Consider the following 12286-nt stretch of genomic DNA (forward strand, 5'->3'; position numbering starts at 1 on the left):
AACAGCCGGCAAAAACTATTTTATCCACTATAACAGTTTTAAAATACAATCAGGGTCGAATCGAACCCTAAATCCTGATTCTTCCTGCGATTTCGTAGGCGAGCTCAAAGAGTATGAAAAAAAGGACCGTTGAGGGGCCAAAAGCCGTATCCGAAATTCCAAGCAGTGAGATAACAGCAAGGATGACTATTACAGCCTTGAGGGAGAACCTGTAATCAAAGAAAAGCCTGAAAAAAGGGCCTTTTTCGTATACTCTCTGGTTATCATTACCATATTCATCAACATATGCCGCTGCTGTGCATGCAACAAGGGCAGGGATGCTCAGTGAGGGCAGTCCACCCAACAGAAGAACCATGATGAATACCGCTGCGGCAAGCACATGGCTGGGACAGTCTATCTTACATGACAGCAGGGTGCCCGCAAATATGCCAAGGAATATACATGCAGCCGCAGTATCAGCCGTGGAGAGGACACCAGAGGAAAGACCGCAGAGGGAACCTGCAACCATGCCTGTGAGGGGCCTTCCCCACTCATCCTCAGCGTCATCCGCAACCTTCATTAGGAAACCTGAAACAGGAAAAAGAAGTTCGATCATGAAAGGACCTCAAACCTCCATCAATCACCGTCAGAGAGTGCAGCTGAAAGTATAAGTGGAAACAGGGCTGTTGCATCTCCAACCACCGTTACAAGATTCGAACCCGCCTGTGCCTTAGCCCATGACTTGGCCTCCTCAAGGGGGGCACCGCTGAGGCTTCCAGTTTCACTTCGATCCATGGTTATCTGGATCGCAGCATCCACACCACCCCTTAGGAGTGTGGATGCAAGTGTGTAATGCTTTGGAAGTCCCCCTCCAAGTATAACAGCCCCTATCCTCTCATGGCTGAACACAAGGTCAGAGAGGCTGTGCATATCCCTCACAGCATCGAGGCATACCCTGTTGTCCTGTGTGTACATCCAGAGCTGGAGGCCAAGCATGCTATCGATGATCCCGGGGGCATAGATGGGAACACCCCTCATGCGGGCCGTTCTTATTATGGACATCTCATCCTTCAGATGCCCCCCTATTTCGTAAATGAGCTCCTGAATTGAAATATGGGGTTTTGATTTGAATATGGATGAGAAAATGTCCTGCATCCTGGCTTCAAAGACCTCAAAGTCCTCTGACCTTGTGTATATGTCACCTATACGGCCTATGCCCTCTTCATGAAGCCTTTCATCATCAAATCCATATTCCCTGTAATGTGCCCCTCCAAAGGCCTCAAGGAGGTCATGTGTAAGGTTAGCCCCACTTGTTATGAGTGCTGCTATAAGTTCCTGATCTATGAGATCCCTTATGATCCTCCTCATCCCGCCGGGCACCAGTGGTCCCGCCACACTCATGAATAATGCCATTTCGCTGTCATCAATCATCTCACGGAGCAGCACTGCTGCCCTGTGGACCCTGCCCGCTCCAAGGACCCCTGACCTCCCCATCTCCCTTATAAGGTCCCCTGCACTCATGCCCGGTTTTATATTCATATGATTCACATTCAAAAGTAACACTTCCTCTATGATGAATGAGATGGTATGTTAACCATGCCACGACACTTATAGAATACAGATCCGGTTAATCATCTATCTCCATTAATATGTGATCCCTGGATGTCTCCTGGTTTCACCGTAAATGAAGCGAAGTCTCAATCGAGACCTGCTATACTGTCAAGGATATCTGTACGGGTTATTATACCCGCAAGTTTACCCTCGCTGTCTGTAACAATCAGCCTTCCTATATTGTGTCTGTTCATGATTTCTATTGCATCAGAGATCATCATTTGAGGTTCAACTGTTATTATATTCCTTGACATGATCTCTGAAACCGATAGATTCTCGGTGCCCTCCGCTATGGATGCTGTTATGTCACTGAGGGTAACTATGCCCTTCACCTCATCATCCTCCACTATCGGGGCGCCCTCGATTCCCAGTGATGATAGTTTAACCGCGGCATCCTTCACGCTGACATCCGGGGTGAGAGTTATGATGTCATGGGTTGCAACCTCCTCAACCGTCCTCTTTGGTATGCTCCTTATGGCTGTGGTGTCAAGGAGGATTATGTTATCCATATCATCCCTTCCCACAACAACACCATCAACAATGAGTTTGTTAACGGGTGTTGGGCCTATGCGCACCCGATCACCCAGGTCGAGTTTCCTTATGCTGCCAACCAGTTTTATTGCGGCCTCGCACTCCCCGGGATCAGGGATGCTGGTGAACTCTATCTTTGCAACAGAGAGGTCATCGATTCTCTCACCGTCCCTGTAGATGGGGACGGCGGTTTCCCTCCCACTTGATGATATGTTCAGCTGATGGTAGGCCTTTATGGTTGGCTTGTATCCCCCGCGAGGTCCAGGAACGCCCTTCACAAGTCCCAGGCTACGAAGAGACTGCATCTGGTTTCTTATTGTGCCCGGATTGCGGTTCATTATGGCCGCTATCTCCTCGCCCTTGATGGATTTACCGTTTGAATTCCTGTAGAGGTTGATGAGTGTCTGGAGTATCTCCTTCTGAACAGAGGTAAGCATCTTAACACCTGATGATCTATTATGAACAATAATTATAATTATTTTTAACTAATATGTTTTTTTATGTTGTATCAATATCCTGAAAGCTGATCATCCTCTGATTTTTCTATCCCTCTTAAAGTATATGCAGTGTGCGGGGCTACCCGGTCCCAGGGGGTGCCTGCAGTAAAGCTTAATCTCTCCAAGATCCTCAAGGACAACCTCGCATCTATAGACACATTCCGGACATTCTCCTGTGGTTGAAATTATTCTGAAACCTTCCGATGACTTCATATTTAACACTGCAAAAAATGATAAATCTCTTATTGAGGTTCCAACTTAAATATATTGGGGTGTTATTAATGGGGGTCAATGTCCCAAGGGAATCCCTTGTATCCGCCGTATATGACGATCTTAAGGGTAAGGGGCTTGTAAGTCCTGAAGATAGGGAACTGTGCATACAGGACATAAACTACCATCTGGACTACCTGGAGGAGGCCATCAGAAATTCAAGTCCTGAACTCTTTGAGGACTACGTCCTCTGGGCCGATGTCCTTCTGAGGAACCTTGGACTCCCTGAAGAGTGCCTCAGGGGTTCGCTTAAAAGTATGGAAGAGGTTATAGTGGAAGTTTTAGACGATGAATTTGCCTCCACTGCTTCCAGTTACATCTCGGGGTCCCTGAAGAAACTTGAAATGGAACATAAACCGCCAAGCTACATCAGGGATCAGCCCCTGAGGGACCTTGCAGAGAAGTACCTTGAACTTGTTCTGAATACAGAGGCAAAAAAGGCCAGGGACATCATAATCTCATCCCTGAAATCCGGTGTGACTGTTGAGGATATATACCTCCATGTTTTTGAGCCTGTCCAGCATGAATTGGCAGGCTATGGCAAACAAACCAGATATCGGTTGCCCATGAACACTATGCAACGTCAGTGACACAGATGATAATGTCAGAACTCTACCCATACATATACAGGGCATCAGACAGAAAAAACCTCAGGCTTGTTGCTGCATGCGTTAACAATGAGCTTCATGAGATAGGAATAAGGATGGTCAGTGATTTCTTTGAAATCAATGGCTGGGATTCTGTTTACCTGGGGGCCAGCATACCACCGGAGGATTTCAGGAAGATCGTGGACGAATTGAAGCCTGACCTTGTTGCTGTATCAGCCACCATGACCTTCAATGTTGGACATGTGAGAAATCTCATAAAACTGCTTGGAGAGCTGGATGATTCTCCCCCTGTAATGGTGGGTGGCTACCCATTCAATGTGGACACTGAACTCTGGAGGAAGGTCGGAGCCGATCTGCACGCCGCCAGTGCCTCCAGCGCCGTGAGGGTGGCTGAAGAATTCCTGAAAACAGAATAGGAGATCCTGTTTAGACTTTAAGCTATTGAAGGTTATAAAATGAATAATAATGGACCTGAGGGTATCTTCCTTATCCTGAGGAAGGATGGATTCATTGAGAAGATAATAGACCATGGCTCCGACGTACCCCTGACCATGGAATCCTTCGTTGACCTCATGGACATAGGTAGCCAGGCAAAGGCCTCCCTTTTCATCCAGGAAATCAATGATAAAGGGGCCGCCTATAACTGGGAACTGAATTTAAAGAACCTTAAGACCTACCACTTTTCAGGTTTCATGGCTGATGAAAGGATCTACGCTGTTGGTGCGGCCAGAAAGGAGGATATGATAAAAATCTACCGCCTTGTTGATACTGAGCTGCCTGAAACACCAGAAATGGGTCCATCTGCTGGTGGGGATGTGAGAGAAGAACTATTTGATGAACTCACAAGGCTAAACAACCAGCTCTCTGCAGCCAGAAGAGAACTTCTAAAGAAGAACATGGAACTGGAAAAAGCCCTCAAGGAGAAGGAGATGCTTCTAAGGGAGATAAACCACAGGGTCAAGAACAACTTCATGATAATCTCAAGCATCCTCAATATCCAGTCAAGGTATGTGAAGGATAGGGATGATCTCATGCTCTTCAGGGAGGCCCAGTCAAAGGCCAGAGCAATGGCCATGCTTCATGAGCGGCTTTACACTTCAGGTAAACACAGGAGGGTGGACTTCGGTGAATACCTGAGGGGACTTGTGAGGGACCTCTACCAGACATTCCTATCGGATCCGGGCCGCATAGCCCTTGAGACAGATATAGATGAAGCTGAACTCGATATAAACACGGTTGTCCCCCTGGCACTCATTGTAAATGAGCTTTTCACAAATGCAATCAAACATGCATTCCCTGAGGGAAAAAAAGGCAAAATAAGGGTTTCATTTAAAAAAGGGGATGGCAGTTACATTCTTGCGGTTGAAGATGACGGGGTGGGTCTTCCAGAGAACTTTGACCTCCAGAACACATCCAGTATGGGTATGCAGCTTGTAAGAAGCCTTACTGACCAGCTAAATGGTAACCTCAAAGTTGAATCAGAGGGTGGGACCCGTTTCTCAATTGAGTTCAGGGACTGGAAGTAGCCCAGCAAACATTGCAATCGATACCCAGTTTATATATTTAGAGCCCCAATCATAAACAGGGATTTTTATGGTGGGAAGTGTTTATATACTGGCTGTGAGGGCATTCATTGAGGATGATAACGGAAGAGTTCTCATAATCAAAAGATCTGAAAATTCAAAGACCAACCCATCCACCTGGGAGCTTCCCGGTGGAAAGGTGGGTACCGGCGAGTCCCTTGAGGAGGCCCTTAAAAGGGAGGTCAGGGAGGAAACCGGCCTTGAAATAACCCCCGGTGATGTTATGGGGGTTGTTGAACAGAAGTTCCCGATAATAAACGCTGTTCATATCATAATCCAGTGCAAAGCCGCAGGTAATGTGAAGCTGAGCCACGAACATGAGGGCTTTGCATGGGTTGAACCGGCTGGTCTTTCGAAATACAGACTTGCAGACTGGCTCGCCGACTTTGTGAAGGACATAAAGGTAGAAAGAAAAAGTGAAAGGTCAGGCTTCAGGGATATTCTTGGATTCATAAGAAGGAACTGAATCTGAAGGTCTCTTAAACATCCGCCGATTGAAATCTCCTAAGGCAATGAATCTAAAGGCTTCTTAAACATCCGCCGATTGAAATCTCCTAATCAATGGAAACCCTCTTGACCTCTATGCTGCACTTTCCTCCTTCACAGTACTCAAATACATATCCACATTTACTGCACTTTATGGCCCCAACTATCTCCTGGTCCTCAGGTATGCCTGCCTCTTTCAGTTTTTCCTTATTCTGGGGGTATTTAACCGTTGAGACGTCCTTATCCACTTCACCGCACTCAGGACATGGCTTTTTTAAATCCTCAACCCTCATGTTATCACTCGTTCGTATTCTATAGAACTATTATGAACCTTCCAACATATAAAGGTCACCATCCATATAGGTTTTAGGGTGAGGAAAATGGAAGTCCTCGAAGCAATTAAAACAAGACGAAGCATAAGGAAATACACCAAGAGAGACGTGCCAGATGAAATACTCCATAAGATACTGGAGGCGGCCATGTGCGGACCATCAGCGGTTGACCAGAGACCCTGGCACTTCATAGTGGTGAAAAACAGGGATATGCTTGAGAAGATACCAGAGGTGCATCCCTACGGGGCAATGGTAAAGGATGCCCCCGTTGCAATCATAGTATGCTGTGACACCAGCCTTGAAAAATTCCCTGGATTCTGGGTGCAGGACTGCTCCATTGCATCACAGAATATACTGCTTGCGGCCCACTCCCTTGGTCTTGGTGCGGTCTGGACAGGCGTATACCCCCTTGAAGACCGTGTTGAGGGTATAAGGAGGCTGTTCCAGATTCCAGACCACGTTATACCCTTCTCAGTGATACCCATAGGTTACCCTGCAGAGGACCCTGGGACAAGGGACCTTTTTGACCCTGAAAGGATACATATTGAGAAATGGTAAGAAAATCACTTTAATTGTGACTGGAAATTAAAGATTTGCAAAAGTTAAGATCATCAACTGATTACAGGTGAAACTATGAAGATAGTTCTGGGATTACCCAAGGGTAGTTTAAACAATGTTAACCGTGGAAACACCTACAGGCTCTTCAAGGACGCCGGTTATGAGGTTAAGGGCTACGAGCCCGGGCGTGAAGAAAACGAAATAGAGATCACCAACGATCCTGAAATAAAGGCTTACCTCACAAGGCCCCAGAGTGCCCCGGTGGAGCTCAACCGTGAAATGCTTGATATTGCAATAATCGGCGAGGACTGGGTGCGTGAGGAATCCATAAACAGTGGCGATGAGTCCATAAAAAAGATAGGGGATCTTGATTACGGTCAGACAAGGCTTATAGTGGCACTTCCCAGAGAGGAACCCTACACCTCACTGGAGGACTTCTTCCTGAAAAATGCTGATAGGAACACTCCCATACTCTGCTTCACAGAGTATCCCAACCTCACAAGGGACTTTTTCATGAATAATCCTGGCTACAGGGAACTCTTCGGTGACTCAAGACCAGTGGTGCAGATAAGGGGCCTCAGGGATGGTGACAATGAGATGGTCCAGATAATAAACTCTGATGGTGCAACCGAGGTTTACATCGCCAAGGGCGCAGACCTCATAGTGGACAACACCCAGACAGGAAGCAGTCTTAGAAAGGCGGGCCTCAAGATAATTGATACCATAATGGAATCAAGCGCCGGGCTCTATGCTGGACCATCATGCACCGGTGAAAAACTTGAAAAGGCTGAGATGATATTCAAACAGCTCTACGGCGCCACCAAGGCCAGGAACTACTTTGATGTTAAGTTCAACATAGCAAACCACAGGGCAGAGGATGTGGTTGAGTTCCTCATGAAGATGGAGTACTGCTCAGATGAGCCGACCGTCGTTCCAGGCGGGGAATTTTCACAGATCAACGTCCTCATAGATAAAAGGAGATTCCCTGAAATGCTTGAAGAGATAAAGGGCTTCGGAGCGTCTGCAATAGTACGAGAAAACGTGAAACAGTACATAAGATAGGCTTCAGAGCATCAGCAACAGTACGGGAAAACATAAAACAGTACATGATATGGGTTATCTGATTTTCTTTTTCAGATATACAAATAAAAAGGTTTGAGAAGTTTACTCTGAAACCTTCTCCTTTTTCAGGATGCTGTTAAGTGATCTCAGCAGAGCAAGATCATTCTCGGAATCTATACTTGCAGTCTTATTTTTGCCTCCGCAGTATGGACAGGTATCTTTTCCATCAATCCACTGCTCGCCACAGATCAAACACTTCTGTTTTATCTCAGGAACCAAATTATCACCATTAGAGGATTATAAGAAAAAATTCGGGGCTTATATGTAGAACCTCATCTTATATAAATCTTCCTGAAAAATTACTTAAAGGGCCATGAATAGAGGTTTATAAAGGTGATAGTTTGCAATTAAAGGGAATTATACTGTTCATGACAGCCCTTGTCCTTTTTTCAGTGAATATCAGTGATGCTGCGGCAGTTGATATATTCCTCACCTCAGACTGCATAACAGGCAACAGCTCCTCTGATATTGAAAACCTCAACCTCATCAAGAGCTGCATTGAAAACGAAAGTGAACACAATGTTACAGTGGACCCCAAAGCCCCGAAACCTGGTGAGGGTGGCCGTGCAATAAGCTGCACTCCTCAGGGGGGAGTAGCGATTTACCTTGCAGCCTCCTGCCCTGGGGCAATGAGAGAAGTCGCTAAACTTGCAGCAACCACATCCAAGGGTGTGATATTTGTAAACACCGGGAAACTCAACCTCAAAAATACCTACATGCTGAGGAGGGCATGGGACGATAACTTCTCCACCAGGTACTTTGCAGGTATCAGGTACCCCTACAGGTTCCTCACCTCCGCAGGTGTAAGAATCATACAGCCGAACATTGACTGTCCCGGCGCATCCTGGGAAGAGAAGTGCCGGTTCATAGCATCGGAAATCATGAGAATCCTGAATGAAACCCCCGGGATAACTCAGAAGAAGGGGAGATTCTACAACAGCAAACTCATAGCCTACCACAGCATTGACCCTGCAGTTATGGCCCGTGTGGCTAATGGAATACACACTGACCTGAAAAACGGCAGAAAACTCAAAAGGACCTACAATGGTTACAGACCAGAGACATTCCTTCTCATGGTAACAGACTACATGAACGGACCCATAAGATACCTGAAGGTAAGGGGACCCTCAAATCCTGGTGTTAAGAGCACATTCCATGGTTACCTCTCAAGGACCGAATACCGGAAACTTGCAGCCGATGTCAACAATTACATGAGAAGGTATCTGAGGGCACCGAATTATATACGGTTTAAAAATGGAATAATAGGTTACAGGGACCTCCTCAGAATGTACTCAGGGATTACAAGGACCCACACATCCAGTAAAAAAATGCAGCTACCATCATCCGTGAAAATCTAATTTTTTAGTGGCTCCTCATAAGGTGAAGGTAACACCACACTTCAATTTTTTTCTTAAACCTTTCCAACCGGCGCCATGTAAATGGTGAATTCATCCACACCATCAACCCCCAGCACCTCATCAAGGTACTCCTGGTCATAGGCTGCGACCGCACATGTACCCGCACCTATGGCCTCACAGGCAAGGTAGAGGTTCTGGCAGACATGTCCTGCGTCAATGAGGATCACCCTGTGGGCTGCAAGACCATACCTCCACTCCATCCTGTATGGTATCGTGGTCCAGATGAATGTCACAGCGGATTCTCCTGTGAAGCGCTGGTGGAAGGATGCCTCCACTATCCTCTGGGAGAGGTTATCGTCAAGGTACTCAACCAGCAACCGGTGCACCGATGGTATGTACCTGTAGAGGCCCTCCTCGAGGCCCTCCACATTGAATACCGCAAGGTAAGTTTCAAAGGTGTGCCTGCAGCCGGCTGATGGGACTGTGCGAAAGGCGCTGTGACCCGCAACCATCCTTATACCCTGGGTGGCCCAGAGAAGAAAAGAAAGTTCCTCAAGTTTAAGGGGCCTTTCAGCGTAACTCCTGCGGCTCTCACGGTTTCTTATGCAGCTTACAATATTCGCATCCACCATTTCAGCCCAGTCAAGTACCGGGAGGTCAACCATTTCAGCATCATCTGGCCATGGCTTCTCGAATGGTGGTGCAGCCACACCCATGCTCTGGGGTGTTTTTGAAAAATCTATCCTCTTCCTTATACTGTCCTTCAGGAAGTAACGGTTCCTTTCAATCTCATTCATCAGAATCCCCCCATTCATATCTTCACAAGGATCTCATTCCTTCGCAGGAAACCAGGAACTGCAGGATGGTTGTACTGGGCAATTATGAAGCTGGATCTGGGTTTTATGGAATTTTTTCTGAGCCACTCCCTGAATTCACCAGTTCTTTCCTCCACCATGCTCTCATTTACCCTTCCTGAAAATTTATAGACCGCAAATCTCTGATTCTTCTCAACCCTGAACCTTATACGTGTGTCACCGGGCTCTGGAAGTGTTTCAAGGGTGTATGATGGTGGCATGGTAAAAGATATCCTGTAAACTCCCTCATAATCAAGTTTCTCCTCTGTAACCGGTGCTGCCATTGGTATCTTCTCCCCCAGCCTGACTCCAGTTACTGGGGATGTCATTGGAATCTCCTCCCTGCGCCTGTTATTCCCGAATATGTAGTCTGCAAGGATGGAAAATCCCCTAAGCATCGCATCCCTGAAGTTCCCCTCAACATCCACCTGTGCCAGTATGTACCCGGGATAGCACCTTATCTCAAAGTCACCGTCTTCCAGTTCAACCTCATAATCTGGACTCTCAGTCAAAAAAACAACCCCCTTACAACTTATATATCAGACCATATATATCTAGTTACATGATGTGGATAGTCGAAGCTTACTGTGACCTCTGCAGGGCTAAGAGAACCCTTGAAGTTGAAGGTAAAACACCACCCTACCCCATTGGAGATAGAATAGAGGAGTGTCCCTGTGGCGGTAAATATGTGGTGGAAGAGATAATAGAGGTCTGAACATGAAGATGGAAGAGTTTCTGAAGGAGTGCCCTGTGTGCGGCTGCAGGGACAAGGTTGTTAAGAGAAAATTCATGGATGAGCACAAGTCAAGGACGTCCCTGAAGGAAATCGTCTGTGAAAAGTGTGGCCATGTATTTGAAACCGCTGATTAGGTGATGGAATGGCATTCCATGTTATGATCATCCCCTCAATGAACTGTCCCTCCGACTGCAGCTACTGCTGGGGTGTTGACCGGGACTCAAAGGTGATGGACACTGAAACAGTGAGGGAAATGGTTTCATGGCTGAGGGATTTCAGAAAAGAACCCGCCACCTTCACCTTCCATGGGGGAGAACCTCTCCTTGCAGGTTACGAATTTTACAGGAAAACCCTGCAGCTGATATCCACTGAACTCGATTTTCTAAAGCCCGCATTTGCCATCCAGACAAATCTATGGCTCATGACCGACGAACTGGCAGAACTCTTTGCAGAGTACAGCATACCCATCGGCTCAAGCCTTGATGGTCCCCGAGAAATAAATGATCACCAGAGGGGTGATGGTTACTTCGATAAAACCATGAAGGGCTATGAGATAGCCAGGAGGCACGGTCTGAAGGTGAGCTTCATAAGCACATTCACCTCCTACTCCATAAGGAGAAAGGAGGATATATTCGAGTTTTTCCTTGAGAATAAGATGAACATGAAGCTCCACCCGGCTCTCCCATCCCTCAAGAGCCCCGACCCTGAGGAGTGGGCCATAACCGCAGAGGAGTACGGGGATCTCCTCCTCTACCTCCTTGAGAGGTACCTTGAGCACTTTGGTGAAATCGAAATACAGAACATTGACCACTTTGCAAAGAGCGCGTTCCTCCGCAGGGGTGTTGTGTGCACACACGCGGACTGTGTGGGGAATACCTTTGCAGTTGACCCCTACGGGGACATATACCCCTGTTATCGCTTCGTTGGCATGAAGGATTACATAATGGGTAACGTATCTGACAGGCCCAGCATGGAGGATCTCAATGAAAGTGATGCCCTCCGGTCCCTCTATGACTGGAGAAAAATGGTTGATGATGAATGCGGTGACTGTGAATTCTACAGATACTGCCTCGGTGGCTGCCCATACAATGCCATAACAGTCGAAAATGGAGTGCGGAGGATAGATGGCGTCGACCATCAGTGCCAGGCCTACAGGATGATCTTCACTGAAATCAACAGGAGGGCCAACAGGGAGTTTCTTGAATCTGGAATCCTTGGAGGGCAGAAGAAGAAATCAAAACCTGGCGTGCTGGATATAATGATGAAATAATAAAGTTATAACTATGAGACACTCATTAAAGACCGGCTTCAGCTTCGGTCTTACATCGGCCATAATAACCACCCTTGGCCTTATGGTGGGACTCCATTCAGGTACCCATTCAAGGCTTGCGGTGATTGGAGGTGTGCTCACAATAGCAATAGCCGACGCCTTCTCTGACGCCATGGGCATACACATCGCCGAGGAGTCCGAAAACCGGCACAGCGAAATTGAGGTGTGGGAGTCCACCATTGCAACCTTCATGAGCAAATTCGTCTTTGCCATCACATTCCTCTTACCTGTTCTTTTACTGGACCTGACAGTTGCGATCGCAGTGTCAGTAATCTGGGGCCTTCTACTTCTGGGTATCCTGAGTGTACATATTGCGAGGTCACAGAATGCTCCCCTCTGGAGGGTGCTTGGTGAGCATCTCATGGTGGCAATCCTGATTATAGTGATAACACACTACACAGGTGACTGGATAGCCTCAACATTTGGCTAAA

At 47.0% G+C, this 12286-nt stretch carries 19 protein-coding genes; 11 read left to right on the plus strand and 8 right to left on the minus strand.

Translation table 11 applies throughout. From position 1 onward, the window contains the following. Positions 1-67: 67 nt before the first annotated feature. From FVF72_RS01665 to FVF72_RS01680, 4 genes are all read right to left on the minus strand, one after another. Positions 68-595, minus strand: coding sequence for a hypothetical protein (locus tag FVF72_RS01665; protein WP_147671033.1), 528 nt, complete (start codon positions 593-595; stop codon positions 68-70). Positions 596-615: 20 nt separating this feature from the next. Beyond that, positions 616-1518: a deoxyhypusine synthase gene (locus tag FVF72_RS01670; protein WP_187239655.1), complete on the minus strand. Its 903-nt coding sequence runs from the start codon at positions 1516-1518 to the stop codon at positions 616-618. A 158-nt stretch (positions 1519-1676) separates the two neighbouring features. After that, the gene (locus FVF72_RS01675) at positions 1677-2558 is read right to left on the minus strand and encodes a CBS domain-containing protein (protein WP_147671035.1); all 882 of its coding nucleotides are present in this window, start codon (positions 2556-2558) and stop codon (positions 1677-1679) included. A gap of 90 nt (positions 2559-2648) precedes the next feature. Further along, the gene (locus FVF72_RS01680; RefSeq protein ID WP_147671036.1) at positions 2649-2831 is read right to left on the minus strand and encodes a hypothetical protein; all 183 of its coding nucleotides are present in this window, start codon (positions 2829-2831) and stop codon (positions 2649-2651) included. Positions 2832-2899: 68 nt separating this feature from the next. Between FVF72_RS01680 and FVF72_RS09365 the strand changes: the two genes are divergently transcribed. The 4 genes from FVF72_RS09365 (at position 2900) to FVF72_RS01695 (ending at position 5545) form a co-directional block, all read left to right on the plus strand. Then, on the plus strand, positions 2900-3478 hold the full coding sequence (locus FVF72_RS09365; RefSeq protein WP_255503763.1) for a hypothetical protein: 579 nt from the start codon (positions 2900-2902) through the stop codon (positions 3476-3478). Further along, positions 3442-3912, plus strand: a complete 471-nt coding sequence (locus FVF72_RS09370) for a B12-binding domain-containing protein (protein ID WP_370511844.1) — start codon at positions 3442-3444, stop codon at positions 3910-3912. Before FVF72_RS09365 ends, FVF72_RS09370 begins: the two co-directional genes overlap by 37 nt. 39 nt (positions 3913-3951) lie before the next feature. Then, a complete protein-coding gene (locus FVF72_RS01690) occupies positions 3952-5022 on the plus strand; it encodes a sensor histidine kinase (protein WP_147671037.1) in 1071 nt (356 codons plus the stop codon). A gap of 67 nt (positions 5023-5089) precedes the next feature. Next, entirely contained in the window at positions 5090-5545 is a 456-nt protein-coding gene (locus FVF72_RS01695) for an NUDIX domain-containing protein (protein ID WP_147671038.1), read from the plus strand. A gap of 88 nt (positions 5546-5633) precedes the next feature. Here the strand turns inward: FVF72_RS01695 and FVF72_RS01700 are convergent, their stop codons facing one another. Further along, on the minus strand, positions 5634-5858 hold the full coding sequence (locus tag FVF72_RS01700; RefSeq protein WP_048174901.1) for a TIGR04165 family Cys-rich peptide: 225 nt from the start codon (positions 5856-5858) through the stop codon (positions 5634-5636). A gap of 87 nt (positions 5859-5945) precedes the next feature. Here FVF72_RS01700 and FVF72_RS01705 point away from each other — a divergent pair, with 87 nt between their 5' ends. Both FVF72_RS01705 and FVF72_RS01710 read left to right on the plus strand, forming a co-directional pair. After that, positions 5946-6455: a nitroreductase family protein gene (locus tag FVF72_RS01705; protein ID WP_147671039.1), complete on the plus strand. Its 510-nt coding sequence runs from the start codon at positions 5946-5948 to the stop codon at positions 6453-6455. Positions 6456-6530: 75 nt separating this feature from the next. After that, positions 6531-7517 (plus strand): ATP phosphoribosyltransferase, encoded by a 987-nt coding sequence (locus tag FVF72_RS01710; protein WP_013295387.1) that lies wholly within the window; start codon positions 6531-6533, stop codon positions 7515-7517. A gap of 102 nt (positions 7518-7619) precedes the next feature. On the opposite strand, the gene FVF72_RS09235 is transcribed toward FVF72_RS01710, so the two are convergent. Then, a complete protein-coding gene (locus FVF72_RS09235; protein WP_013295386.1) occupies positions 7620-7796 on the minus strand; it encodes a hypothetical protein in 177 nt (58 codons plus the stop codon). 122 nt (positions 7797-7918) lie between these two features. Between FVF72_RS09235 and FVF72_RS01715 the strand changes: the two genes are divergently transcribed. Further along, complete coding sequence (locus tag FVF72_RS01715) at positions 7919-8935, plus strand: pseudomurein-binding repeat-containing protein (RefSeq protein WP_147671040.1); 1017 nt, start codon at positions 7919-7921, stop codon at positions 8933-8935. Between the two features lie 53 nt (positions 8936-8988). On the opposite strand, the gene FVF72_RS01720 is transcribed toward FVF72_RS01715, so the two are convergent. Beyond that, the gene (locus tag FVF72_RS01720) at positions 8989-9732 is read right to left on the minus strand and encodes a SagB/ThcOx family dehydrogenase (RefSeq protein WP_048176465.1); all 744 of its coding nucleotides are present in this window, start codon (positions 9730-9732) and stop codon (positions 8989-8991) included. 14 nt (positions 9733-9746) lie between these two features. After that, positions 9747-10301 carry a heme-binding protein gene (locus tag FVF72_RS01725; protein ID WP_052457264.1) on the minus strand — a complete coding sequence of 185 codons (555 nt, stop codon included), beginning with the start codon at positions 10299-10301 and terminating at the stop codon, positions 9747-9749. A gap of 50 nt (positions 10302-10351) precedes the next feature. Between FVF72_RS01725 and FVF72_RS09240 the strand changes: the two genes are divergently transcribed. From FVF72_RS09240 to FVF72_RS01740, 4 genes are read left to right on the plus strand one after another with little or no spacing between them, the layout of a single operon-like run. Beyond that, positions 10352-10504, plus strand: coding sequence for a hypothetical protein (locus FVF72_RS09240; RefSeq protein ID WP_171770391.1), 153 nt, complete (start codon positions 10352-10354; stop codon positions 10502-10504). Between the two features lie 2 nt (positions 10505-10506). Next, positions 10507-10659, plus strand: a complete 153-nt coding sequence (locus FVF72_RS01730; protein ID WP_013295381.1) for a TIGR04165 family Cys-rich peptide — start codon at positions 10507-10509, stop codon at positions 10657-10659. Positions 10660-10667: 8 nt separating this feature from the next. Continuing rightward, positions 10668-11795 (plus strand): TIGR04083 family peptide-modifying radical SAM enzyme, encoded by a 1128-nt coding sequence (locus FVF72_RS01735; protein ID WP_013295380.1) that lies wholly within the window; start codon positions 10668-10670, stop codon positions 11793-11795. A gap of 13 nt (positions 11796-11808) precedes the next feature. After that, complete coding sequence (locus FVF72_RS01740; RefSeq protein ID WP_147671041.1) at positions 11809-12285, plus strand: hypothetical protein; 477 nt, start codon at positions 11809-11811, stop codon at positions 12283-12285. Position 12286: the final 1 nt, after the last annotated feature.

The organism is Methanothermobacter sp. KEPCO-1 (genome assembly GCF_008033705.1).
Classification (GTDB): Archaea; Methanobacteriota; Methanobacteria; order Methanobacteriales; family Methanothermobacteraceae; genus Methanothermobacter; species Methanothermobacter marburgensis.

What these genes read in the sequence shown, in the direction of transcription:
- FVF72_RS01665 (WP_147671033.1), bottom strand. Translation starts at nt 595, where the DNA reads ATGATCGAACTTCTTTTTCCTGTTTCAGGTTTCCTAATGAAGGTTGCG.
- FVF72_RS01670 (WP_187239655.1), bottom strand. Translation starts at nt 1,518, where the DNA reads ATGAATATAAAACCGGGCATGAGTGCAGGGGACCTTATAAGGGAGATG.
- FVF72_RS01675 (WP_147671035.1), bottom strand. Translation starts at nt 2,558, where the DNA reads ATGCTTACCTCTGTTCAGAAGGAGATACTCCAGACACTCATCAACCTC.
- FVF72_RS01680 (WP_147671036.1), bottom strand. Translation starts at nt 2,831, where the DNA reads ATGAAGTCATCGGAAGGTTTCAGAATAATTTCAACCACAGGAGAATGT.
- FVF72_RS09365 (WP_255503763.1), top strand. Translation starts at nt 2,900, where the DNA reads ATGGGGGTCAATGTCCCAAGGGAATCCCTTGTATCCGCCGTATATGAC.
- FVF72_RS01690 (WP_147671037.1), top strand. Translation starts at nt 3,952, where the DNA reads ATGAATAATAATGGACCTGAGGGTATCTTCCTTATCCTGAGGAAGGAT.
- FVF72_RS01695 (WP_147671038.1), top strand. Translation starts at nt 5,090, where the DNA reads ATGGTGGGAAGTGTTTATATACTGGCTGTGAGGGCATTCATTGAGGAT.
- FVF72_RS01700 (WP_048174901.1), bottom strand. Translation starts at nt 5,858, where the DNA reads ATGAGGGTTGAGGATTTAAAAAAGCCATGTCCTGAGTGCGGTGAAGTG.
- FVF72_RS01705 (WP_147671039.1), top strand. Translation starts at nt 5,946, where the DNA reads ATGGAAGTCCTCGAAGCAATTAAAACAAGACGAAGCATAAGGAAATAC.
- FVF72_RS01710 (WP_013295387.1), top strand. Translation starts at nt 6,531, where the DNA reads ATGAAGATAGTTCTGGGATTACCCAAGGGTAGTTTAAACAATGTTAAC.
- FVF72_RS01720 (WP_048176465.1), bottom strand. Translation starts at nt 9,732, where the DNA reads ATGAATGAGATTGAAAGGAACCGTTACTTCCTGAAGGACAGTATAAGG.
- FVF72_RS09240 (WP_171770391.1), top strand. Translation starts at nt 10,352, where the DNA reads ATGATGTGGATAGTCGAAGCTTACTGTGACCTCTGCAGGGCTAAGAGA.
- FVF72_RS01730 (WP_013295381.1), top strand. Translation starts at nt 10,507, where the DNA reads ATGAAGATGGAAGAGTTTCTGAAGGAGTGCCCTGTGTGCGGCTGCAGG.
- FVF72_RS01735 (WP_013295380.1), top strand. Translation starts at nt 10,668, where the DNA reads ATGGCATTCCATGTTATGATCATCCCCTCAATGAACTGTCCCTCCGAC.
- FVF72_RS01740 (WP_147671041.1), top strand. Translation starts at nt 11,809, where the DNA reads ATGAGACACTCATTAAAGACCGGCTTCAGCTTCGGTCTTACATCGGCC.